Source organism: Alsobacter sp. P4_H11, from assembly GCF_056400925.1.
Genome location: NZ_JBFUKI010000001.1, coordinates 459,175 through 481,750, shown reverse-complemented (window position 1 = coordinate 481,750; position 22,576 = coordinate 459,175). Strand labels below are relative to the sequence as shown.

At 70.1% G+C, this 22,576-nt stretch carries 22 protein-coding genes; 8 read left to right on the top strand and 14 right to left on the bottom strand.

The window, feature by feature from the left end; all coding sequences use genetic code 11:
* Positions 1 to 105: 105 nt before the first annotated feature.
* Positions 106 to 1,326: an ABC transporter substrate-binding protein gene (locus tag AC1DSZ_RS02195; RefSeq protein WP_476836752.1), complete on the bottom strand. Its 1,221-nt coding sequence runs from the start codon at positions 1,324 to 1,326 to the stop codon at positions 106 to 108.
* The gene (locus AC1DSZ_RS02190) at positions 1,323 to 2,132 is read right to left on the bottom strand and encodes a GntR family transcriptional regulator (protein WP_476836994.1); all 810 of its coding nucleotides are present in this window, start codon (positions 2,130 to 2,132) and stop codon (positions 1,323 to 1,325) included. The genes AC1DSZ_RS02195 and AC1DSZ_RS02190 overlap by 4 nt, the downstream gene beginning before the upstream one ends.
* Before the next feature lie 89 nt (positions 2,133 to 2,221).
* Between AC1DSZ_RS02190 and leuC the strand changes: the two genes are divergently transcribed.
* Together leuC and leuD are read left to right on the top strand one after the other, a co-directional pair.
* Positions 2,222 to 3,676, top strand: a complete 1,455-nt coding sequence (leuC, locus tag AC1DSZ_RS02185; protein ID WP_476836751.1) for a 3-isopropylmalate dehydratase large subunit — start codon at positions 2,222 to 2,224, stop codon at positions 3,674 to 3,676.
* Positions 3,673 to 4,284, top strand: a complete 612-nt coding sequence (gene leuD, locus AC1DSZ_RS02180) for a 3-isopropylmalate dehydratase small subunit (protein WP_476836750.1) — start codon at positions 3,673 to 3,675, stop codon at positions 4,282 to 4,284. The genes leuC and leuD overlap by 4 nt, the downstream gene beginning before the upstream one ends.
* Before the next feature lies 1 nt (position 4,285).
* Here leuD and AC1DSZ_RS02175 read toward each other — a convergent pair whose 3' ends face one another.
* From AC1DSZ_RS02175 to AC1DSZ_RS02140, 8 genes are all read right to left on the bottom strand, one after another.
* Positions 4,286 to 4,867 (bottom strand): sarcosine oxidase subunit gamma, encoded by a 582-nt coding sequence (locus AC1DSZ_RS02175; protein ID WP_476836749.1) that lies wholly within the window; start codon positions 4,865 to 4,867, stop codon positions 4,286 to 4,288.
* Positions 4,860 to 7,907: a sarcosine oxidase subunit alpha family protein gene (locus AC1DSZ_RS02170; RefSeq protein WP_476836748.1), complete on the bottom strand. Its 3,048-nt coding sequence runs from the start codon at positions 7,905 to 7,907 to the stop codon at positions 4,860 to 4,862. The genes AC1DSZ_RS02175 and AC1DSZ_RS02170 overlap by 8 nt, the downstream gene beginning before the upstream one ends.
* 412 nt (positions 7,908 to 8,319) lie before the next feature.
* A complete protein-coding gene (locus tag AC1DSZ_RS02165; RefSeq protein WP_476836747.1) occupies positions 8,320 to 8,625 on the bottom strand; it encodes a sarcosine oxidase subunit delta in 306 nt (101 codons plus the stop codon).
* A 9-nt stretch (positions 8,626 to 8,634) separates the two neighbouring features.
* Positions 8,635 to 9,885 carry a sarcosine oxidase subunit beta family protein gene (locus AC1DSZ_RS02160; RefSeq protein WP_476836746.1) on the bottom strand — a complete coding sequence of 417 codons (1,251 nt, stop codon included), beginning with the start codon at positions 9,883 to 9,885 and terminating at the stop codon, positions 8,635 to 8,637.
* A gap of 241 nt (positions 9,886 to 10,126) precedes the next feature.
* A complete protein-coding gene (locus AC1DSZ_RS02155) occupies positions 10,127 to 11,767 on the bottom strand; it encodes an ATP-binding protein (protein ID WP_476836745.1) in 1,641 nt (546 codons plus the stop codon).
* Positions 11,760 to 13,292 carry an ATPase domain-containing protein gene (locus AC1DSZ_RS02150; RefSeq protein ID WP_476836744.1) on the bottom strand — a complete coding sequence of 511 codons (1,533 nt, stop codon included), beginning with the start codon at positions 13,290 to 13,292 and terminating at the stop codon, positions 11,760 to 11,762. The genes AC1DSZ_RS02155 and AC1DSZ_RS02150 overlap by 8 nt, the downstream gene beginning before the upstream one ends.
* 223 nt (positions 13,293 to 13,515) lie before the next feature.
* Positions 13,516 to 13,773, bottom strand: a complete 258-nt coding sequence (locus tag AC1DSZ_RS02145; protein WP_188518094.1) for a hypothetical protein — start codon at positions 13,771 to 13,773, stop codon at positions 13,516 to 13,518.
* Between the two features lie 37 nt (positions 13,774 to 13,810).
* On the bottom strand, positions 13,811 to 14,158 hold the full coding sequence (locus tag AC1DSZ_RS02140) for a DUF6481 family protein (protein WP_188518093.1): 348 nt from the start codon (positions 14,156 to 14,158) through the stop codon (positions 13,811 to 13,813).
* A gap of 316 nt (positions 14,159 to 14,474) precedes the next feature.
* Here AC1DSZ_RS02140 and AC1DSZ_RS02135 point away from each other — a divergent pair, with 316 nt between their 5' ends.
* Both AC1DSZ_RS02135 and AC1DSZ_RS02130 read left to right on the top strand, forming a co-directional pair.
* Positions 14,475 to 15,563, top strand: a complete 1,089-nt coding sequence (locus AC1DSZ_RS02135) for an alkene reductase (protein ID WP_476836743.1) — start codon at positions 14,475 to 14,477, stop codon at positions 15,561 to 15,563.
* Positions 15,564 to 16,082: 519 nt separating this feature from the next.
* Positions 16,083 to 16,250: a hypothetical protein gene (locus AC1DSZ_RS02130; RefSeq protein ID WP_476836742.1), complete on the top strand. Its 168-nt coding sequence runs from the start codon at positions 16,083 to 16,085 to the stop codon at positions 16,248 to 16,250.
* 42 nt (positions 16,251 to 16,292) lie between these two features.
* Here AC1DSZ_RS02130 and AC1DSZ_RS02125 read toward each other — a convergent pair whose 3' ends face one another.
* The 3 genes from AC1DSZ_RS02125 to AC1DSZ_RS02115 are packed head-to-tail and all read right to left on the bottom strand — an operon-like array spanning position 16,293 to position 18,426.
* Complete coding sequence (locus tag AC1DSZ_RS02125; protein WP_476836741.1) at positions 16,293 to 16,844, bottom strand: SIS domain-containing protein; 552 nt, start codon at positions 16,842 to 16,844, stop codon at positions 16,293 to 16,295.
* The gene (locus AC1DSZ_RS02120) at positions 16,841 to 17,626 is read right to left on the bottom strand and encodes an ABC transporter ATP-binding protein (protein ID WP_188518089.1); all 786 of its coding nucleotides are present in this window, start codon (positions 17,624 to 17,626) and stop codon (positions 16,841 to 16,843) included. The genes AC1DSZ_RS02125 and AC1DSZ_RS02120 overlap by 4 nt, the downstream gene beginning before the upstream one ends.
* Positions 17,626 to 18,426 (bottom strand): IclR family transcriptional regulator, encoded by an 801-nt coding sequence (locus tag AC1DSZ_RS02115; protein WP_476836740.1) that lies wholly within the window; start codon positions 18,424 to 18,426, stop codon positions 17,626 to 17,628. Before AC1DSZ_RS02115 ends, AC1DSZ_RS02120 begins: the two co-directional genes overlap by 1 nt.
* A gap of 114 nt (positions 18,427 to 18,540) precedes the next feature.
* Here AC1DSZ_RS02115 and AC1DSZ_RS02110 point away from each other — a divergent pair, with 114 nt between their 5' ends.
* The 4 genes from AC1DSZ_RS02110 to AC1DSZ_RS02095 are packed head-to-tail and all read left to right on the top strand — an operon-like array spanning position 18,541 to position 21,821.
* Positions 18,541 to 19,338, top strand: coding sequence for an ABC transporter permease (locus tag AC1DSZ_RS02110; RefSeq protein WP_476836739.1), 798 nt, complete (start codon positions 18,541 to 18,543; stop codon positions 19,336 to 19,338).
* A gap of 22 nt (positions 19,339 to 19,360) precedes the next feature.
* Positions 19,361 to 20,341 carry an ABC transporter substrate-binding protein gene (locus AC1DSZ_RS02105; protein ID WP_476836738.1) on the top strand — a complete coding sequence of 327 codons (981 nt, stop codon included), beginning with the start codon at positions 19,361 to 19,363 and terminating at the stop codon, positions 20,339 to 20,341.
* A gap of 27 nt (positions 20,342 to 20,368) precedes the next feature.
* Entirely contained in the window at positions 20,369 to 21,058 is a 690-nt protein-coding gene (locus AC1DSZ_RS02100) for a hypothetical protein (RefSeq protein ID WP_476836737.1), read from the top strand.
* Between the two features lie 4 nt (positions 21,059 to 21,062).
* Positions 21,063 to 21,821, top strand: a complete 759-nt coding sequence (locus AC1DSZ_RS02095; protein ID WP_476836736.1) for an SDR family NAD(P)-dependent oxidoreductase — start codon at positions 21,063 to 21,065, stop codon at positions 21,819 to 21,821.
* A 7-nt stretch (positions 21,822 to 21,828) separates the two neighbouring features.
* On the opposite strand, the gene AC1DSZ_RS02090 is transcribed toward AC1DSZ_RS02095, so the two are convergent.
* Positions 21,829 to 22,560 carry an amino acid ABC transporter ATP-binding protein gene (locus AC1DSZ_RS02090; RefSeq protein ID WP_476836993.1) on the bottom strand — a complete coding sequence of 244 codons (732 nt, stop codon included), beginning with the start codon at positions 22,558 to 22,560 and terminating at the stop codon, positions 21,829 to 21,831.
* Between the last annotated feature and the right edge of the window lie 16 nt (positions 22,561 to 22,576).

Below are 22,576 nucleotides of genomic sequence, written 5' to 3'. Positions count from 1 at the left end.
AGCGAAGCAATCCAGCTGATGCTGGGCCTTTGGGCGCCCCGCTTGACGCCCGGCGCCTGGATTGCTTCGTCGCTTCGCTCCTCGCAATGACGGGGTGGGGTGTGTTCAGGCCGGGACCGGGAACACGGCCCTGGCGTCGGCGAACTTCTCGGGGAAGATCACCTTGATGTCGCCGCCCTGGACCTGGGTGTTCACCGGGGCCGCGCCCGTGTTCTGGCCGTTCACGAACTTGGTCGGGCCATACGGCATGATGTGCTTGTCGAACGTGGAGCTCTCCAGCGCGGCGATGATCTTGGCGCGGTCGGGCGAGCCGGCGCGCTCGATGGCGTCGGCCAGGAGCAGCATGGCGGAGTAGTTCAGCGCCACGTTGTAGGTGAAGAACTTGCCCATGCCGTCGACCTCCTTCTTGAGGGCGATGGCGACGGCGTTGCGCGGGTCGTACCAGTGGTTGGTGTCGATGACGTACTGCGCCGCGTCCGGGAATTCCTTGACGAAGCGGTAGTTGGAGGCCGCCCCGTTCAGCACCGCGTAGATTCCCTTCGGCTTGATGCGCTGCTGCTGCATCGTGCGGGCGAGCAGCACAAACTCGCCGTAGTAGCTCGACGGGATCACGAGATCCGGGTTCTTGGCCTTGATCTGCAGGGCGATGTTCGACATGTCGCGCGCCGGGGTGGGGTGCGAGATGGTGTCGATCACCTCGAAGCCGCGCTTGGGCAGCTCGGCCTGCAGGAGCTTGGCGAGGCCCGAGCCGAAGAGGCCGTCCTCGTGCACGAGCAGCACGGTCTTGATCGGCTTGCCGGCGGCGTCGTTGAGCTTCACGAGGTTGTCCAGCGCCTGGGCGCTGACGATGGAGGAGCCCGGCGCGAAGCGGAACGTGTTCTTGAGGCCGCGGCTGACGATCTGGTCGTTGACACCGACATCGACGATGTAGGGCAGGTCGTAGCGCGAGGCGGCCTGCGTGGCTGCGAGGCAGATGGGGCTGGCGAAGCCGCCCACGATGGCGCTGACGTTTTCAGCGGCGAGACGCTCGACCTCGCTCGTGCCGCCCTCCGGGGTGGAGCGGGCGTCGCCGATCACGGCCTCGAGCTTGGCCCCGCCGAGCGACTTGACGCCGCCGGCCGCGTTGATGGCCTTGATGGCGAGCTCGGCGCCGAGCTGGCCGGCCTGGCCGTCGAAGGCGAGCGCGCCGGTGAGCGGCTGCAGCACGCCGACCTTCACGGCGGCGCCTTGCGCCCGCACGAGGCCCGGCATCGCGAGAGCGCCGGCGAAGGCCGCCCCGGCCTTGAGTGCGTCGCGTCGCGTCAACCCCTTGATGAGCTTCGTCATTGTGCCTTCCCCTCGTGCTTGCGGGCGCTTTGGCCACGCTTAGTTGATTGCGTTTCGCCCGTGGCGGGCGACCAGCGCCGGCCCCCGTCCGCTCCGGTGCGCTCCAGATCCATGCGGAACGCGTAGCGATCCGGCCGGTAAAGCGCGGCCAGGTGCTCCACGCCCCGACCCTCGGCGTCGTAGACGACGCGCGTGAGCGCGATCAGGGCTGAGCCGATGTCGACATTGAGCGCCGCCGCGACGTCGGGGGTCGCCAGAACTGCGCCGATCTCCTGCGTGGCGCGGTCGACCTCGACGCCGGAGCGCTCCAGCAAGGCGAGCAGGGGGCGGGATGCGAGCTCGGCCTCCGAATAGGTGACGCCGATGCGCTCGGGCACATGGGTGGTGAGGTGCGAGAAAGGCTCGCCGTCCACCATGCGCACCCGCACGGAGCGTTGCGCGCGTTCGCCGGGCGCGAGCCGCAGCGCTTCGGCGACGGCCGGGGCCGGCTCGCCATACCCGAAGGCGAGCAGGCGCACGTCCGTGCCGCGCCCCATGGCGACGAGATTGCTGAGCACGTCCGCGATGTCGGCGACCACGGGCTTGGGCGCGGCCGCTAGGCGCACGAAGGTGCCGGCGCCGCGGCGGCGATCCACCATGCCCTCGCGCTCCAGCTCGGCCAGCGCCTTGCGGACCGTGATCCGCGAAACATTGTGCTCGGCCGCGAGCGCCTGTTCGCCCGGCAGGACGTCGCCCGAATGCAGGCCGCCGCTGGCGATCCGCTCGCGCAGCACCAGATACACCTGTCGGGCCTTGGGCACGTCCACGCCAGCCAAGATTGCCTCACGATAGAACTTCTAATTGTCTACAGTATGATACAACATGGAGCCGTCAAGCCCGTTTGGCGGGCAGCGTCATGGCGGTGAAAAAGGCAGCTCCCTTGGCCCGGATCGTCCCCGAAAACCGAACCATCATCGACAAGCTCTGGGACGCGCACGCGATCACGACGCGCGAGGACGGGACCTCGCTGCTGTGGATCGACCGGCACCTCCTGCATGAGGGCAGCTTCCACGCCTTCGACCAGTTGGCGAAGCGCGGCGCCAGGGTGGCGCATCCGGAGCTGACCTTCGGCATCGCGGATCATTACGCGCCGACGCGCGGGCGGGACGGCGGCGTCGCCAATCCGGACATCGCCCGCATGCTGGACCAGCTCTCGGCCAACACGGCCCGGCATGGCGTTCGGCTGATCGGGCTGCGGGACCCGCGCCAGGGCATCGTGCATGTGGCGATCCCCGAGCAGGGGCTGACGCTGCCGGGGCTGACGGTGGTGTGCGGCGACAGCCATACCTCCACGCATGGGGCGTTCGGGGCCTTCGCGTTCGGCATCGGGGCGTCCGAGGTCGCGCATGTGCTGATGACGCAGACCTTGTGGCAGAAGCGGCCGCAGCAGATGCGCATCAGCGTGGATGGGCCGCTCGGGCCCGGGATCACCGCCAAGGATGTGGCGCTCACCATCATCGCGCGCATCGGAGCGGACGGCGCGCAGGGTTGCGCCATCGAGTATGCGGGCTCGGCCGTGCGGGCGCTCTCGATGGAAGGGCGCATGACGCTGTGCAATCTCTCCATCGAATCGGGCGGGCGGCTGGGGCTGGTGGCGCCGGACGAGACCACGTTCGCGTGGCTGCGCGGGCGGCCGTTCGCGCCGCAGGGCGCGGCTTTCGACGCGGCCGCCGAGGACTGGCGCAGGCTGGCGAGCGACCCGGACGCGGTTTTCGACCGCGAGGCCTCGTTCGCGGGCGCGGAGATCGCCCCGACGGTGACGTGGGGGGTGAGCCCCGAGCATGCCGCGCCCATCGACGCGACCGTGCCGGACCCGGCGCGCATCGCCGACGAGGGCCGGGCGCAGGCTGTGCGCGACGCGCTCGCCTACATGGACCTGCGGGCCGGCATGCGGCTGGACGAAATCCGGATCGACCGGGTGTTCATCGGCTCCTGCACCAACAGCCGGATCGAGGATCTGCGCGCCGCCGCGGCCGTGCTGGCGGGACGCAGGGCGGCGACGCCCGGGCTGGTGTCGCCGGGATCCTCGGCTGTGAAGCGCCAGGCTGAGGAGGAGGGGCTCGACCGCATCTTCCGCGAGGCCGGGCTGGAGTGGGTGGAATCGGGCTGCTCCATGTGCGTGGGCATGAATGGCGACATCGTGCCGGCCGGCGAGCGCTGCGCCTCCACGACCAACCGCAATTTCAAGGGCCGGCAGGGGCCGGGATCGCGCACGCACCTGATGTCGCCCGCCATGGTGGCGGCGGCGGCCGTGACGGGGCGGCTGACGGATGCGCGTGCGCTGTTGGCCGGGCGGGAGACACTGGGATGAAGCCGTTCGACGCGCTGGAAACGCCCGCCATTCCGCTGGCGCTCGCCAATGTGGACACCGACCAGCTGATCCCGGCGCGGTTCATGAAGCGGCCGCGCTCGGAGGGGTATGGGCCGTTCTTGCTGCACGACATGCGGGCAGGGCCGGATGGGCCGCTCGCCAACCCGCTGGACGATCCGCGCCGGGCGGGCGCGGCCGTGCTGGTCGCGCGGCGCAATTTCGGCTGCGGCTCGTCGCGCGAGGCGGCCGTGTATGCGCTGGCGGATTTCGGCCTGCGCTGCGTGCTGGCGCCGAGCTTCGGCGACATCTTTGCGTCCAACGCGGTGAAGAACGGGCTCCTGCCGGCGCGCGTGTCCGAGGAGGATGCCGAGGCGCTGTTGGGCTCCGCCTGGGTGCAGGAGGGCCGGCCGCTGCGCGTCGACCTCGCGGCGCAGACGGTGACGGCCGGCAACCTCGTCGTGTCCTTCGCGATCGACCCGGTGTGGAAGACGCAGCTTCTCAACGGCTGGGACGACATCGATCTGACGCTGGCCGAGCGCCCCGCCATCGAGGCCTTCCGCCAGCGCGACGCCGCGGCTCGGCCCTGGGCGGGGCTGGCGCCGGCGTAGGCTACGCGACGGCGTTTTCGCCGCGCACGATGTCCAGCAACTCCCGCACATAGGGCGCGAAGGAGCGCCAGACCTCGACGTGGAAGCGCTCGGGATCGGTGCGCCACAGCACGATCTCGGCCTTCTCGAAAATGGTGCGCACGGCCATGCCGACAGGGAACGCGGCGAGCGACAGGTCCAGCGGCACGGCGGCGTTCAGGGCGAGCGCCGCGCCGGGGCCTTCCAGCACGAGGCCGGTCTGCCGGTGCGACACGTCCACGAGGCTGTGCGGGAGGCCGGCGAGCGCCGCGCCCAGCGTGGCCGCGATCGCCTCCACCTCGGCGGCGGGGCCGAGCAGCAGCCATTCGTCGGGCCCGAGCCAGAGCGCGGCGCGGCCGGCGCCCGCGGCGGCGCGCAGGGGCGTGGTCGGGATCGCGACGCCGAAGGCGGCGGAGGCGGCCGCGACGGCTTCCGACCCGCGCAGGACGAAGCGGGCGGCGGGGCCGCCGTCCGACAGGCGCACGCCGCCGATCATTGGGCCCCAGTCGGCCGGGAACTCGGCGAAGGGGGAGGTCCGGCGGGCGGCTGCAGTCTGGTCAGCCATCGAGGCGGCTCCCGTCCTTGTCGTGGAAGATCGGCTCGGCGATCACGGCTGCGATCGGGCCGGACGGCATCGGAATGAACACCGTCTCGCCCATGCGCGACCGGCCCGCCGACACCATCGCCATCGCGATCGAGCGACCGGCGGCCGGGCTCGCGTAGGACGACGTCACGTGGCCCAGCGCCGGACGACCGCGGATGGGCGTCGCCTCGGCGGTGATCTGCGCGCCTTCCTCCAGCACGACGGCCGGGTCGGCCGTGAGCAGGCCGACGAGCTGCTTGCGGTCGGGTTTCAGCATGTCGGGGCGGGTGAGCGAGCGCTTGCCGACGAAGTCGGGCTTCAGCTTGCCGATGGCCCAGTCGAGGCCGAGGTCGTTCGGCGTGACGGTGCCGTCCGTCTCCTGGCCGACGATGATGTAGCCCTTCTCGGCGCGCAGCACGTGCATGCTCTCGGTGCCGTAGGCGGCCATGCCGTGGCGCTGGCTCTCGGCCCAGATCGCCTCCCAGACGGCGAGGCCATGGTCGGCCGGTACGTTGACCTCGAAGCCGAGCTCGCCCGTGAAGCTCACGCGGAACAGCCGCGTGGGCACGCCGCAGATGCGGCCCTCGCGCAGGCTCATATGCGGCATCGCCTCGCGGCTGATGTCGATCCCCTCCACCAGCGGCTCCAGCACGCGTCGGGCGTTGGGGCCCTGCACGGCGATCACGGCCCACTGCTCGGTCGTGGAGGTGAGCCAGACTTCGAGATCCGTGAACTCGGTCTGGAGGTAGTCCTCCATGTGGGCCAGCACGCGCGGCGCGCCGCCCGTCGTGGTGGTGACGTGGAAGCGGTCAGGCGCGAGGCGGCCGATCACGCCGTCGTCGATCACGAAGCCCTGCTCGTTCAGCATCAGGCCGTAGCGGCAGCGGCCGGGCTCCAGCTTGGTCCAGGGGTTGGTGTAGAGCCGGTTCATGAACTCGGCCGCGTCGGGGCCGACGATCTCGATCTTGCCCAGCGTCGAGGCGTCGAAAACGCCGCCGGTCTCGCGCACCGTGCGGCACTCGCGCGCCACCGCGGCGTGCAGGTCCTCGCCGGCTTTGGGGAAATACCAGGCCCGCTTCCACAACCCGACATCCTCGAATACCGCGCCGTTGGCCTGCGCCCAGGCATGCGTGGCGGTCTTGCGCACGGGGTCGAACAGGTGGTCGCGCGAATGGCCTGCGAAGCTGCCGAAGGTCACGGGCGTGTAGGGCGCCCGGAACGTCGTGAGGCCGACCTGCGGCACGGGCTTGTCCAGCGCGCCGGCCGCGATCGCCAGCCCGTTCATGTTGGAGGTCTTGCCCTGGTCGGTCGCCATGCCGTTGGTGGTGTAGCGCTTCACATGCTCGATGGAGCGGAAGCCCTCGCGCACGGCGAGCCGGATGTCCTTGGCGGTGACGTCGTTCTGGAAGTCGACGAAGGCCTTCACGGTCTGCGGGTTGCGGTGATGCGGGACCGCGCCCTGGAAGCCGCCGCCGACCGGCGCGATATCGCCGGAGACGACCCAGCCGGCCTGCGAGCCTTCAGGCTCGCCCTTTCCTGAAGCCATGCAGCCATGCGAGCCGGGAGGCTCGCGGTCCAGGGCGGCGGCGCCGGCGGCGGAGCCTTCGGCCAGCGCCGCCGCGATGCCGAAGCTGCCGTTGCAGGCGCCGGCGGAGATCTGCGCCTGAGCGGGTTCGCCCGGCAGGTAGATGCCCCGGGCCTCGTCGAAGCGCAGCTTGCCGCGTGACTGCGAGAACAGGTGCACGGCCGGAACCCAGCCGCCCGCCATCAGCACGCAATCGCAGCTGATGCGCTCCACGGGCCGGACGGTCCCGTCCGGGGCCAGCTTGCCGATCTCCGCAGCGGAAACCCGCAGGCGACCGCTCGCGCCGGTGATCACGGCGCCGCTCAGCACCCGCAGCGCCGCCGCGTTGGCGGCCAGCGCGGCGGCTTCGCCGGGTTCGGGACGCACGTCCACGATGGCCCCGATGGAAACGCCCGCGCGGGCGAGATCGATTGCGGCCGCGTAGCCGCTGTCATCAACCGTGAAGACCACCGCGTGGTCGCCGGGCTTCACGCCGTAGCGGGTCAGGTAGGTGCGGGCCGCGCCGGCCAGCATGATGCCGGGCCGGTCGTTGTCCGGGAACACCAGCGGCTGCTCGATGGCGCCAGTCGCCAGAACGACCTTGCCGGCGCGCAGCTTCCACATCCGCTCGCGCGGCGCGTGGGCGGGCAGGGCGGCGAGATGGTCGGTCAGGCGCTGGGCGAGGCCGACGAAGTTCTGGGCGTAGTAGCCGAAGGCCTGCGTGCGGGTGAGCAGCGTGACGTTGGGCCGGGTCGCCAGCGTGGCGACGGCCTGCGCCGCCCAGGCGGCCGCGGGCTGGCCGTCGATGGCAAGGTCAGGCTCGTCGAGGAGACCGCCGCCCATGGCGGGGTTCTCGTCGCACAGGATCACGTTGGCGCCGCCTTCGGACGCCGCCAACGCCGCCGCGAGCCCGGCCGCGCCGGCGCCCACCACGAGCACATCGCAGAAGGCGTAGCGGTGGGTGTAATGGTCGGGGTCCGGCGCCGTCGGGACGACGCCGAGGCCTGCCGCCTTGCGGATGAACGGCTCGTAGACGCCTTTCCAGGCGCCGGCCGGGGACATGAATGTCTTGTAGTAGAAACCGGCGCTAAACACGCCCGGCGGCACGAGATTGTTCACTTCGCCGACGTCGAACGCCAGCGAGGGCCAGCGGTTCTGGCTCTCGGCGACGAGGCCGTCATAGAGCTCCACCTGCGTGGCGCGCAGATTGGGCGTATGGCGCCCGCCGCCGCGCGACACGCTCACGAGCGCATTCGGCTCCTCGGCCCCCGCGCCCAGCACGCCGCGCGGGCGATGGTACTTGAACGAGCGCCCCATGAGGGCGACGCCGTTGGCCAGCAACGCGGAGGCGAGCGTGTCGCCCGCATGGCCCGTGTAGCTCTTGCCGTCGAAGGTGAAGCGCACTGCGCGCGCGCGATCAACAAGGCCGCCCGCTGCGGTCCGGAAAGGCTGCGTCATCGCACGTTCTCGAATGGCCGGGATGGCTGCGCGTTCACCCTCCCCTTGAGGGGGAGGGTCGACGGCCGAAGGCCGGCGGGTTGGGGTGACGCAGGGGACGGGCTGCTCGTCCGAAGAAGGGCGGCGGCGCTATCGCGGCTTTCGCCCGGCTGCACCCCACCCCGCCGCTGCGCGGCGACCCTCCCCCTCGAGGGGAGGGTGCGCGCTTCGCGCGGTCCAGCGGTCCTCGTTACAGACGATGCGCCACTCTCTCGGCCGTCATCCCCGGCGACCTGCGTAGCAGGTCGGGAAGGGGACCCAGGGGCCATGGGCGCGGTTGCCCTGGATCCCCTTCCCCTGCGCGGCTTCGCCGCTCCGGCCGGGGATGACGGAGAGATGGGGAAGTGGGCCAAAAAGGTGTTTGGAGAGGCGCTCATCGGGCGGCCTCCCCAGTCAGCGTGGCGAGGTCGGGTTTCGGCTCGCCGGCCTTGTAGGTGGCGAGGATGCGGTCGGTCACGGTGTGCCGGATGGCGTTGAAGAAGCGGCCGCAGCCCGACGTGTGGCGCCAGCGCTCGGCGTGGACGCCGCGCGGGTTGGAGCGGAAATAGAGGTACTCGGCCCAGTCCTGGTCGGACACGGACGAGGGGTCGAGCGGGCGCGCCACGTGCGCCTCGCCGCCGTAGCGGAATTCCAGCTCGGGGCGGTCCATGCCGCAATAGGGGCAGTTGATCAGCAACATGGGTGCGCCTCAGTGGGCCACGGCGGCGGCGGCGGCTTCGTCGATGAGCCGGCCGGTGCGGAAACGGTCCAGCGTGAAGCCGGCGTTGATGGGGTGAGGCTCGCCGGTCGCGACCGTATGGGCGAAGACGTTGCCGGAGCCCGGCGTCGCCTTGAAGCCGCCGGTGCCCCAGCCGCAATTCACGAACAGTCCCGGCACGGGCGTCTTGCCGATGATGGGCGAGCGATCCGGCGTGACGTCGACGATGCCGCCCCAGTTGCGCAGCATGCGCAGGCGGCGCACCGGCGGGAACAGCTCGCAGATGGCGTCCAACGTGTGCGAGGAGATGTGCAGCCCGCCGGTTTGCGAATAGGACGTGTAGGCGTCCGTGCCGGCGCCGATCACCATCTCGCCCTTGTCGGACTGGGACATGTAGGCGTGGATGGTGTTGGACATCACCACGCAGGACATGGCGGGCTTCACGGGCTCCGACACGAGCGCCTGCAGCGGGTAGCTTTCCAGCGGCATGCGCACGCCCGCCATGCCCATCACCACGCTGGTGTGGCCGGCCGCGACCACGCCGACGCGCTTCGTCCTGATCGGCCCGCGGCTGGTCTGGAGGCCCGACACCGCGCCGCTCGGGTCGCGGTCGATGCCCGTGACCTCGCAGTTCTGGATGATGTCGACGCCCATTGCGCTCGCCCCGCGGGCGTAGCCCCACGCCACGGCGTCGTGCCGGGCGGTGCCACCGCGCCGCTGCAGGGCCGCTCCCATGATGGGGTAGCGGATGTCCTTCGAGATGTTCAGGAGCGGGCAGAAATCCTTCGCCTGCTCGGGCGTCAGCCACTCGTTGTCTATGCCCTGCAGCCGGTTGGCGTGGACGTGGCGCTTGAAGACCTGCACGTCGTGCGTGTTGTGGGCCAGCATCATGACGCCGCGGGGCGAGTACATGACGTTGTAGTTGAGCTCCTGCGAGAGGCCCTCCCAGAGCTTCAGCGAATGCTCGTAAAGGCCCTGGCTCTCCTCCCAGAGATAGTTGGAGCGGATGATGGTGGTGTTGCGCCCGGTGTTGCCGCCGCCGAGCCAGCCCTTCTCGACCACGGCGATGTTTCGCATGCCGTGTTCCTTGGCCATGTAGTAGGCCGTCGCCAGCCCGTGGCCGCCGGCGCCGACGATCACGGCGTCGTAGCTCGCCTTCGGCTCCGGGGAGCGCCATTGCTCGGGCCAGCCGGTGTTGCCGCTGAGCGCCTGGCGCAAAAGGGTGAGGGCGGAAAACTTCATGCCTGAACCTCGAATCCGCTCGCGCGGCCGCCCGCTTCTACCCGGATGTGCATGGGCGCGACACGGATAAATAGGCGCACCGCGTCGCGGGCCGGGGAGTTTCGCCACGCGCGAACGGCCAATCTCCATGCTCCACGCCGGGCTGGCGCGCGCTCCCGCGAGGCCGACGCTTTCCAGCGCGGTCGCGCCAACCCGGCGGAGGTCGCCCGGGAAGGGGAGGCCGAGGCGTCCGCTGGGTGGTCTAGGCGCTCGCCTGCGCGGCCATGGGGGCTTCGCTGGCTTTTCCGGCCAGGAGCTCGGCGATGCGGGCCGCGAGTTCGGCCTGGCGGAAGGGCTTGGCGAGGCGAGGCAATTCGTTGCCGAGGCCCTGGGTGAGGTTGGCGTAGCCGGTGATCAGCAACGCCGCGATGCCGGGGCGCAGCTTGGCGGCCTCCATCACGAGGTCGGCGCCGTTCATGGCCGGCATCAGGTAGTCGCTCACCAGCATGTCGACGGCCGTGTCCTTGGCGCGCAGCACGCGCAGCGCCTCCGCGCCCGAGCCGGCCTGGATCACCGAATAGCCGAGGTCGATCAGCATCTCTGCCGTGCCGCGGCGCACGAGGTCCTCGTCGTCCACCAGCAGCACCGTGCCGGGGCGGACCGCCGCGACCGCGTCGTAGTGGTTCTTCTCGGCGGGCGCGGCGACTTCGTCCGCCACGGGGATCAGCAGATCGGCGCGGGTGCCCACCGAAGGAGTGCTGGCGAGTTGCAGGTCTCCGCCAGACTGCGCCGCCATGCCATGCACCATGGAAAGGCCGAGGCCGGTGCCCTTGCCAAGGCCCTTGGTGGAGAAGAACGGCTCCACGGCGCGGCGCAGCGTCGCCTGGTCCATGCCTTCGCCGGTGTCCGACACCGAAATCCGGACATAGGGGCCTGCGGCCACGCGGGCCGGGTGCGGGTCGTCCTTGGCGCAGAACGAGGCCTCGACGGTGAGCACGCCGCCGTTCGGCATGGCGTCACGGGCGTTGATCGCCAGATTGAGGATCGCGAGCTCGAGCTGGCCGGGGTCGACCCGGGCGGAGGGGAGATCGGGCTGCGCGCGCACCACCACCTCGATGGTGGGGCCGATAGAGCGGCGGACGAGGTCCTCCATGCCGGCGAGCAGCTCGCCGACGTCCACGGCGCGGGGCTGGAGATCCTGCCGGCGCGCGAAGGCGAGGAGCCGCTGCACCAGCGTGGCGGCCCGGCCGCTCGCCTGCAGGGCGGTCTCGATCAGGCGCTGCGAGCGGGGATCGTCGCCGAGGCGGCGGCGCAGGAGGTCGAGGCTGCCCATCACGGGGGTGAGCAGGTTGTTGAAATCATGCGCCACGCCGCCGGTGAGCTGGCCGATGGTCTCCATTTTCTGGGCTTCGTGCAGCAGCGCCAAGGCCTCCTCGCGCTCGCGGGTGCGCTCGATCACGAGGCGCTCCAGCTCTTCGCGCGAGCGGGCGAGGTGGTCGCGCGCCTCGTATTGGCGGCGGCGGGCGTTGAGGGCGGAGCGCACGGCGCGCACCATGCTCTCGGCGTGAAGGGGGCGCTCCAGCAGCACGACGTTGCGCAGCCGGTCCAGCCGCTCGAAGGCTCTTGGCGAGCGCACGCCCTTGTGGCCGTTGGCGAGCACGATCAGGGGGAAGTCCGACCAGGGCGGCTGGCCATCGAGCCAGCTGACGAGGTCGTCAAGGCCGTCGGCCGACAGCGCCTCCTCGGCGATTACGGCCGCCCCCGCGCCCTGGGCGAGCTCGCGGGTGAGTTCGGGCAGGTCCTCGACGGCGTCGGCCGGCAGGCCGTTGCGGCCCAGCAGCGCCACCGCGACCACGGCGTCGCGGCCGATCGGGGCGAGAACCAGAACGCGGGTGTCACTCATCGTCGACGCCGTTGGCGCCCTGGCCGAGCGCGTGCGCGACCGCCTGTGCGGTGGGGCCGAGCAGGGGGCCTGGATCGCCGCGGTATTCGGGCGCGCCGCTGAGCACGCCCGCGAACTGGCGCAGGGGATCGCCGACGCTCAGGCCGCGGCGGTCCACCACGAATTCGCGGATGGTGCGCTCATGGTCGGTGGTGCGGGTCTTGATCACCGAGATGGCCTTGCGGACCTCGCCGTCGGCCTCGAAGAAGCGCAGCAGCAGCACGGTGTCGGCAAGGTAGCTGAGGTCGATGTCGGAGCGGATGTCGCCGACGAGGCCGTGCTGGCCGAGGATCATGATGGTGAGCACGCCCTGCTGGCCGAGATAGGTCAGGAGCTCGTGCATCTGCAGCGTCAGGTGCCGCTCCTCGGGCATGGCCTGCAGGTAGGCGTTGAGGCTGTCCACCAGCACCACCTTGGCGCCGTTCTCCTCGACGCAGCGGCGCACCGAGACCGCGAACTCGCCCGGCGACAGCTCGGCCGGGTCGATCTGCCGGATCGTGAGCGCGCCGCTGTCGATAAAGGGCTGCAGGTCCATGCCGAGGTCGGCGGAGCGCACCAGCAGGGTGGGCAGGCGCTCGTCGAACAGGAAATACATGGCCTTGTGGCCGCGCTGCAGGGCCGAGACCATGCAGCGCACCGCCACCGTGGTCTTGCCGACGCCGGCGGGGCCGCTGAGCAGCGTCGTGGTGCCGGCCACGAGGCCGCCGCCGAGCAGGTCGTCGAGCGCCGGGACGCCCGTCGTGACCTTTTGCTGCGGGACCGCGCCGGGGTGCTCGGACGCCACCATGCGGGGATAGACCGCCATGCCGCCGGTGCGGATGGCGAAGTCGTGGTAGCCGCCGCTGTAGCTCAGGCCGCGCATCTTGATGACGCGCAGGCGCCGCCGCTCGGCCCCGAAGCCGGTGGCGGACTGGTCCAGCGAGATCACCCCATGCGCGATGCTGTGGAGCTGGAGGTCGCCGGGCTGGGAGGTGCGGTCGTCCAGCACCAGCACGGTGCAGGAGCGGGTGGCGAAGAACTGCTTCAGCGCCAGGATCTGGCGGCGGTAGCGCAGCGGGTTTTGCGCGAGGAGGCGCAGCTCCGACAGGCTGTCGAGCACGAGCCGCTTGGGCTTGAACTGCTCGAAGCGCTCCATGACGCCGCGCACGGTTTCGCCGAGCTCGACCTCGGAGGGATGGAGCAGCGTCTGCTCGTAGTCGGGGTCGAGCTCCAGCTCGGGCACGAGCTCGACGAGCTCGACGCCCTCAAGGTCCCAGCCATGCGTGACCGCGACGGCGCGCAGCTCGCTGGCGGTTTCCGAAAGGGTGACATAGAGGCCGCGCTCGCCCAGGCGGTGGCCCTCGAGCAGGAACTGCAGGGCCAGGGTGGTCTTGCCGGTGCCGGGAGTGCCCTCCACCAGATAGAGGCGGTCCGCCGTGAGGCCGCCGCCCAGGATGGCGTCGAGCCCTTCGATTCCGGTGGGCGTACGGGGAGAGGGTTGCGGCACGGTTGGTCCTGCACAGGGCGTTTCGGGCGTCAGCGCACGGTTGCAAACAAACCAGTTCGGCACTTGGTTCCTACCCGCCCGGCGATCGTTGAACTCTCCAGGCCGGCGAGGCGAAAAGGCCGCAAGTGTCGGCCCGGCAACGAAAAAAGCCGCCCTGGCGAGGCGGCTTCTTTCATGGCTGAGCTTGAGCGTTGCCGGCGCGGGGCCGACTGGCGGCGGAGCCTTACTCGGCGACCGGCGCCTTCTTGCGGCTCTTCACCACCTTCACGGGCGGGGGAGCGTTGGCGGCTTCCTCGGCCTGGGCGGCGTCGCGCTGCATGCGCAGCTCGCGCAGGCCCTTAATCTTGGCGGCGAGCGAGAGATCAGCCTTGCGCTGCTCCTCGACCCGCACGTCGCTCTCGCTCTTGCGCTGCGCGGCCTTCTCGAAGGCGCGACCCGCCCTCTGCTTGGCGTCCTGCGGGGAGCTGTTCTTGGTGTTCATGAGATCCCTCTCTCGGCTTGCCGGCGTGACCCCGAAATCATTTCGAACGGGCTTTGCGCGCGGCGTAGCGCCGGTCGCGCTCGGCCTTCTGCGCCGCAGCCTGCTCGGCGTCGGCCAGAACCTTGGCTTCGGCCGCGGCGCGCTTGGCTTCCGCCTCGGCGGCCTGGGCCTGCTGGCGCTCGGCCTGTTCGACCGCCTTGCGGGCGGCCCTCTCGGCCGCGCGGGCCTCGCGGGCCTCCGTCACGGCGCGTTGCTTTTCCATCCGCTCGGCCTGCGCCGGGCCGCTCGCGGCCGCGCGCTCGCGGAAGGCGGCCGCCGCCGCCTGGCGGGCTGAATCGGCCTGCTTGAGCCGGTCCTGCAGACGCGGCGCCTTGAAGGCAGTCATGGTGCTCCAAATCGTTCATGCGCGTGATGCGCGGGGTGGCGGCGCTTGCTGCGGCCGGTTGGTTCGCCTGGGCGGCCCTGGCAAGCGCACACGCTCGAAATCATGCCAAGGCTGCCGACCAGACGTCGGCCGCAAGGCTCATGGGATTAGTATCAGGTCCGGGGGCAAATGGGAAACGCGTCCGTTGATGCGCCTCGCGCCGCCAAGCGGAAGCGCCGCCATCACGGCATCGTCATCGCGGCGGCCTACAAAGCCCGGGCAAAGCGCATAGATGCGGGGCGTGACGCTGTCGTGCTCACGAAACCGGATTTCCCAGATGACTCTTCTCTTCAACCCTACCCAACTCGGCGCCTTGCGCCTGGCGAACTCCATCGTGATGGCGCCGCTGACGCGCCAGCGCGCCGACGCCATGGGCGTGCCGCAGCCCCACGTTGTGGATTACTACGCCCAGCGCGCCTCGGCGGGCCTCATCATCGCCGAAGGCACGCAGCCCAGCTTCGCCGGCCAGGGCTATTGCCGCACGCCCGGCATTCATACGCCCGAGCAGATCGCGGCCTGGAAGCAGGTCACCGACGCCGTGCATGCCCGAGGCGGCAAGATCGTGCTGCAGATCATGCATGCGGGCCGGATCGCGCATCCTCTCAACCGCCAGATCCCGGACGAGCCGGTTGCTCCTTCCGCGGTCACGCCGGCCGGCACGATGTGGACCGACCAGAAGCAGATGCAGCCCTATCCGGCGCCGCGCGCGTTCGAGACGGCCGAACTGCCGGGGCTGATCGAGGAGTTCGCGCAGGCGGCCCGCAACGCGATCGCGGCCGGCTTCGACGGCGTCGAGCTGCACGCCGCCAATGGCTACCTGCTGAACCAGTTCCTGAGCAGCAACACGAACCAGCGCACCGACGGCTACGGCTCCTCGGTGAGCGGGCGCATCCGCTTCGTGGTCGAGACCACTCAGGCGGTCGCGGCTGCGATCGGGGCGGACCGCACCGGCATTCGCATCTCGCCCGGCCACATGTTCAACGACCTCGTGGACGCGAACCCGCTGGAAACGCACCTGGCGCTCCTGGATGCGCTGCCGACGGCCGACATGGCCTATGTGCACGTGATGAAGGCCGACGCGTTCGCGGCGGCGCTGAACAATGCCGGGGATCCCGACGCGGCCCTGCAGGCGCTGCGCGCCCGCATCAAGGGGCCAATGCTGGCGGCGGGCGGCTACACGGCCGAAACGGGCGAAGCCGCGCTGCAGTCCGGGCTCGTCCAGGCCGTGGTGTTCGGCCGGCCCTTTATCGCCAATCCCGATCTGGTGGAGCGCATGCGGGACGGGACGCCGCTCGCGACCCCCAACGACAAGCTGTTCTATACGCCGGGACCGAAGGGCTACAGCGACTACCCGTCGGCTCATTAATCGCTGCGTTAAACAACGCCGCTCGCCCAACGGGGCGGGCGGCCTCCCGTTGGCGTCCCTGCGTTATCCACGGGAAAAGGCGACCGTGCCGAGCCTTTAAGGCGTAAGCGGCCCGTCACCATTCCTCGACGAGAGGCGCACGCGCAGCGATCTCGACAAAGATAGCGAGGCTGAGGAGATCCAGTATTGGGTACCACATAGGTCCCCCAAGACGCTGGGACGAAAACATCGCTTCAGTTCAGCGATGACATCCATGCTTTATACGCGAAGTGAAATCAAATCAGATTCAATCTGGATTAATCCGAACGCTGGATTGTCGCGAACATGATTAAAATTGCCGGAGTCGCGGCGCCGAATGCAAGTTACGAGAAAGTTGCTTTTGAACCTAAGTACGCCCTGCTGTGGAGCGAAAGGGTTAGCCCGAATGGGCCAGCGAAGCGCCGTTGATTCGTTAAGTCTGCGTTAATAGGGTCGGCGCACGATTGGAGCACCCGCCCATTCAACAGGGCCCATCTCGCCATGATCCGCGCCGACCTGCTCTCCGCCGCGAAAGATGATGACCGCCCGCCCGTGGAGGTGAGCGACACCGTTGTGGCCGTGTCGCTGGGCGGGACCTGCGTGGTTGCGGTGGTGTGCTGGGTCGGATTCCTCGCCTGGGGCGCGGGACGGCTTTTGTCGTTCTGGTGAAGACGCTTCAGCCGGCCAGGGTTGTTTAAGCCCGAGACGCCGTTACAGCAGATTGGCGTGGCGAGACCACATGGCGGCTTCGGTGACGCCGAGGCGCTTCATGAGCCGCAGCACGATCAGTTCCGTCACGGTGAGCAAGGCGAACTCATAGGTTCCGCCCATCGCGAGGTTGGACGGGGCGGCGGCTCCGCCCATCCCGGCCGGGATCGGGATCACATGGTCGGCGTCGCGCGCCGCTTCGCTGTCGACCGCCGCCGTGAACAACGCGATGCGCGCGCCGGCGCGCCGGGCGGATGCGATCAGCGCGAGACCGGTCGGAAGGTCGCCCTTGGCGGCGTTGACGAGGAAAAGGTCGCCCGGCCCGAGCGGCGGGGCGTTCATGGCCCCGACCACATGGGCGGCGACGCCAAGGTGGTGCAGCCGCATCGCGAACGCCTGCATGACGAGCCCTGTGCGGCCCTGGCCGTAGAGCGCGCAGGTCCTTGCGGCCGCAATCCCTTCCACGAGGGCGTCCAGACGCTCGGGCGGGACGCCGGCGAGCACGGCCGCGACCTCGTCGAAGATCGGCCGCGCCTCGTCGTCGAGCCCGGTCACGGCCCAGCCCCGACGCCGGCCGTCAGGACGCCGCGCGACAGGAAGATGTCGGTGATCTCGTCCGAGATCCGCATGAATTCGGGGCTCTTTCGGCCCTCGAGACCCCGGGGGCGCGGCATTGCGACCGGGATGATCCGCTCGATGCGGCCGGGGCGGGGGCTCATCACGACCACGCGATCCGACAGCAGCACGGCCTCGTCGATCGAGTGCGTGATGAACAGCACGGTCTTGCGGGTCGCCATCCAGAGCGCTTCGAGATCGAGCCGCATCTGCTCGCGCGTCAGCGCGTCGAGCGCGCCGAAAGGCTCGTCCATGATCAGCATCACGGGATCGTGGATCAGCGAACGCGCGATGGCGCAGCGCTGCCGCATGCCGCCGGAGAGCTCGTAGGGGTAGCGATCGGCGAACTCGGCCAGGCCGACGCGGCGCAGAAGATCGTCCGCACGGGCCGTGTAGTCGGCCTTCTTGAGGCCCCGCATCTCGACCTGGAACAGGAGGTTGTCGCGCACGCTGCGCCAATCCAGCAGCACCGGCGCCTGGAAGACGATGCCCATTTCGCCGCTCGGCTTCGTCACGGGCGCGCCATTCACCAGGATCTCGCCCGTGCTCGCCGGCAGCAGCCCCGACAGGAGCCGCAGCAATGTGGATTTCCCACAGCCGGACGGGCCCACGATGGCGACGAACTCGCCTTCGGCGATGTCGAGATCGACGCGGTCGAGCGCATGCGTGGCCATGCCGCCGCGGCGGTAGGTCTTGCCGACATTGCGCAGGCTGATCGACATCAGGCGGTTCTCCGGGCCGAGGGGGACAGAACGGGGATGGGCCAGCGTTCGGCGAGCTCGGCCGCCGCCGCGCGGATGCGTCCGGCGAGCCGCTCGTGACGCTCCGGCGGGATGCGTTGCACCGGGCCGGCGACGCTGACCGCCCCGATCGCGGTTTCGCCATCGGGCAGGATCGGGGCCGCGATGGCGACGATGCCGGCCTCGGCTTCCTCCAGGGCGATGGCCCAGCCGCTCTCGCGGGTGCGGCGCAGGTCGCTCACGAGGCCATCGAGATCGCGGATGGCGTTGGGGCCGCTCGCGCCGGTGTCGGTCAGGCCTTCCTGCAGGAGGATGCCGACAGCGTCCTTCTCGGGCAGCGTGGAGAGCCAGGCCTTGCCGTTGGCGGTGGCGTGAAGGGGAATGCGGCCCGTCATCGACGGCGCATACATGAGGCCGGGCGGCGCGCCCTGGGCCGAGCCCAACCAGGCAAGACGCCGGTCCTGCACGCAGGACAGCCGCACCAGCTCGCCGGTTTCGCGCGCGACGGCGTCGAGGATGGGCTGGCAGATGTCCTCGATCCGCGCCTCGGCCAGCATGCGCTTGCCCATCAGGGCGAAGCGCAGCGACAGGCGATAGCGCTGGGTCACCGGGTCCTGCTCGGCCCAGCCCTTTTCGACGAGCTGGCCCAACAGGCGGTGGACGCCGCTTTTCGGCAGGTTGAGCTGGCCCGCGAGATCGGACACGCCGCAGGGCGCCGACGAGCGCGAGAGCGCCTCGATCAGGTCGAGCGCGCTGTGCAGCTGCGACTTTACAACCCGCATGTTGCCGAACCCTGTTCTTTGTGGAACGATGTTCAATGTAGAAAGTCGGACGGGTCGGCGTCAACTCGCCACCGTCATGGATCCCGCGGCACAGCGGGGCAGGGAGGATGCCGGATGGGCGCCGTGCGCCGGATCGTGCTCGACCATTGGAAAGTCGTCGCCACCTTCGCGGCGATCTTCGCCGTCTGGGAACTCGCAGTGCTGGCGCTGGGCGTGAAGCCCTACATCCTGCCCAAGCCTTCCGTGGTGATGACGCAGATGTTCGCCCGCCTGCCGACCGTGCTGGATGGGGCGCTGGCGACGCTGCAACCGATGCTGATCGGCTATGTGCTCGCCGTGGCGGTGGGCGTGCTGCTGGCCTTGCTGGTCGCGTTCTCCCAGGGGTTTCGCGAGACGCTTTACCCGGTGATCGTGTTCCTCCAGATCGTGCCGAAGATCGCCGTGGCGCCGCTGTTCCTGATCTGGTTCGGCTATGGGCTCCTGCCCAAGGTGCTGCTGGTCTTTTTGCTTTCGTTCTTCCCGATCGTGGTGAGCGCGGTTTCGGCGTTCCGCTCGGTGGACACCGACATCCTCGATCTCGCCCGCGCGACCGGCGCCGGGCCGGGGCGCATCTTCTGGAAGGTGCAGCTGCCGCATGCGCTGCCGACGCTGTTCACCGGCTTCAAGGTGTCGGCCGCGCTGTCGGCGACCGGCGCGCTGGTGGCCGAGTTCGTCGCGTCCGACCGGGGGCTCGGCTACCTGCTGGTGGGCTATTCCAACAATCTCGACACCCCCATGGCCTTCGCCACCATCCTGGTGATCAGCATCATGGGCCTGGCGCTTTATGCGGCCGTGGAGGCCGTGGAGCGCATCGCCATCCCGTGGCACGTCTCGCGCCGAAGCACGGAGCCGGAGCTGTCCGGCAATCCGTGACCAACACCAAGGGGAGGATCACATGAAGCGCTCAACCATTCTGGGCCTTTTGGCCGCCACGCTGCTGACGGCCGCGCCCGCCGCCGCGCAGGACAAGGTCACGTTCCGGCTGAACTGGATCGCGTATGGCTTCCACACGCCGTTCTACCTCGGCGTGGAGCGCGGTTACTACAAGGAGGAGGGCATCGACCTCACCATCGGCGAGGGCCAGGGCTCGGTGCGGGCGGTGCAGACCGTGGGCGCCAAGGGCGACACCTTCGGGCTGGCGGATGGCGGCTCGGTGGTGGCGGGCGTCACCAAGGGCGCGCCGGTGCGGGCCGTGATGGCGGTGACGAACTCGTCGCCCTATGCGCTGTCGGCGCGGGCGGATTCGGGCATCAAGACGCTGAAGGATTTCGAGGGCAAGACGGTCGCGAGCGCGCCGGGCGAGGCCGGCCTGCAGCTCCTGCCGGCGCTGTTCGCCCGCAACGGCGTCGACGGCTCCAAGGTGAAGGTGCTGCGCGTCGAGGGCGCGGGCAAGATGGTGGCGGTCGCCGAGAAGAAGGCGGAAGGCCTGATGGCCGGCCTCGACAACCAGTCGATCACGCTGCCGCGCCAGGGCGTGCCGCTGGTGGATTTCGGCTATGCGGCCAACGGCGTGAACACGGTCGGGCTCACCATCGTGGCCAATGAGGAGACGCTGAAATCCAACCCGGACCTGGTGCGCCGCTTCGTGAAGGCGACCGTGCGCAGCTTCCAGGCCGCCGTGAAGGAGCCGGAGGCCTCGATCAAGGCCGGCCAGAAGGTGAAGGCCGACATGGAGGCCGATCTCGCGATGGCGCAGCTGAAGGCCGGCATCGGCCTGATGACGTCGGAGGCGTCCAAGTCCCTGCCCATGGGCCAGTTCGCGCTGAAGGACTGGCAGGACACCGTGGACCTGATGAAGCAGTACCAGGACCTGCAGACGGACAAGGCCGCGGACGCGTTCTTCACCAACGAGTTCGCCGCCAAGAGCGGCTCGTGACGCGACGGCCAGTGAGGGAGGACGCCGATGCTGGCGGGTGAAGGCGCGGTGCTGATCTGGAACGACATCGCCCCGGAGGGCCGGGACGAGTTCTACGCCTGGCACCTGGGCGAGCACATGCCCGAGCGCGTCGGGACGCCGGGGTTCCGGCGCGGCCGACGCTATATTCGGGACGACGCCGCAACCGCGCCGGAGTTCTTCACGCTCTACGAGACCGACACCCCGCAGGTGCTGGTGGGGCAGGACTACCTCCAGCGCCTGAACGCGCCGACGCCGTGGACGAAATCGGCCACGCAGGCGTTCCGCAACACTTCCCGGGCGCTGACGCGGGTGCGCGCCAGCTTTGGCCCGGGGCAGGGCGGCATGCTGGCGACGCTGCGCTTCGACATCGCGGACGAGCGGCGGGCGCAGGTGGAGCGGCTGCTCGCCGAGGAGGTCCTGCCGCGCGTCGCCGCGATGCCGCGGGTGACGGGCGCGCATCTGTGCCTAACGGACGCGTCGGCGAGCGGCGAGCGCACGGCGGAGAGCCGGGACCGGACCGACATCCTGGCCGCGCCCGAGCGGGCCGTGCTGGTGGAAGGCTGCGGGCCCGCGGATGTGCGGGCCGGCGTGGACGCGGCGCTCGGGGCGCTCGGCGACGCGGTGCGGGGCGCGCCGGTCGTGGGGATCTACCGGCTGGAATATTGCCGGTTGAAGACGCCCTGGACGGCGGGTTGATCCGGTGAACGCCTACGATCTGAAAGGCAAGCGCGCCATCGTGACGGGCGGCGCCGGCGGCTTCGGCGTCGGCATCGCGCGGGCGCTGCTGGCTGGCGGCGCCTCGGTGGAGCTCTGGGACCTGCAGGACGCGGCGCTCGCGGCCGCCTGCGCCGAGCTCGGCGGCCAGCGCGTGTCGGCCCGTGTGGTGGACATCACCGACGACGCGCAGGTGGAGCGCGCCGTCGCCGCGGTGGCGGAGGGCGGGCGCATCGACGCGCTGGTCAACAATGCGGGCGTGCTGGGAGAGGTGAAGCCCATCTGGGAGACGACGCCGACGGATTTTCGGCGCGTGCTGGAGGTCAACCTCGTGGGCTCCTACCTGGTCGCGCGCGCCGTGGTGGCGCGCATGCTGGCGCAGGAGGCCGCGCCGATGCGCGGGCACGTGGTCAACATGTCGTCGATCCAGGGCAAGGAGGGCATGCCGCTCGCCGGCGCCTATGCGGCCTCCAAGGCGGCGCTGCTGGCGCTCACCAAGACGCTCGCCAAGGAAACCGCGCGCGAGAAGATCGTCGTCACGGCGGTGACGCCGGCGGCGGCCGAGACCGCCATGGCGAAGCTCCTGACGCCCGAGCGCCGGGCCGAGATCGAGGGCCGCATCCCGGCCGGGCGCTTCGTCGAGGTGGAGGAAGTGGCGCGGCTGGTCGCGTGGCTGTGCACGGACGACTGCTCGTTCTCCACGGGCGGCGTCTTCGACATCTCGGGCGGGCGGGCGACCTACTAGGGCGGCGTCAGCCGTCCCAGCCGAGATGGCTCAGGAAGTCGCGCGTGCGCTCCTTCAGCGGCGCATCGAAGATCTGCGCGGGAGGGCCTTCCTCCAGCAGCTTGCCCTTCTCGAACACCACCACCCAGCTGGCGACGCGGCGCGCGAAGCTCATCTCGTGGGTGACGACGATCATCGTCATGCCCTCGAGGGCGAGCTGGCGCATGACGTTCAGCACCTCGCCCACCGTCTCGGGGTCGAGCGCCGAGGTCGGCTCGTCGAACAGCATCACGTGCGGCTCCATCGCGAGCGCGCGCGCGATGGCGACGCGCTGCTGCTGGCCGCCGGAGAGGTTGGAGGGGTAGTTGGCGGTCTTGTCCGCGAGGCCGACCTTGGCCATCAGCGCCATGGCGCGGCGGTTGGCTTCCTCGGCTGGCATCTTCTTGACGGTGATGAGGCCGGTGGCGACGTTCTCCAGCGCGGTCTTGTGCGGGAAGAGCTCGAAGTTCTGGAACACCATGCCCATGCGCTGGCGCACGCCGCGCATCTCGACGTCGCTCTTGGGCAGGGGCTTGCCCTCGAACAGCACCTCGCCGCCGTCCAACGTCTCGAGCCCGTTGGTGCAGCGCAGGAGCGTCGACTTGCCCGAGCCCGAGGGGCCGATGAGGCACACGACCTCGCCGGGGTTCACATGGAGGCTGACGCCGTCCAGCGCCGTGAACGAGCCGTAGCGCTTGCGCACGTCCTTGTAGACGAGCATGGGCGCGCGGTCGGCG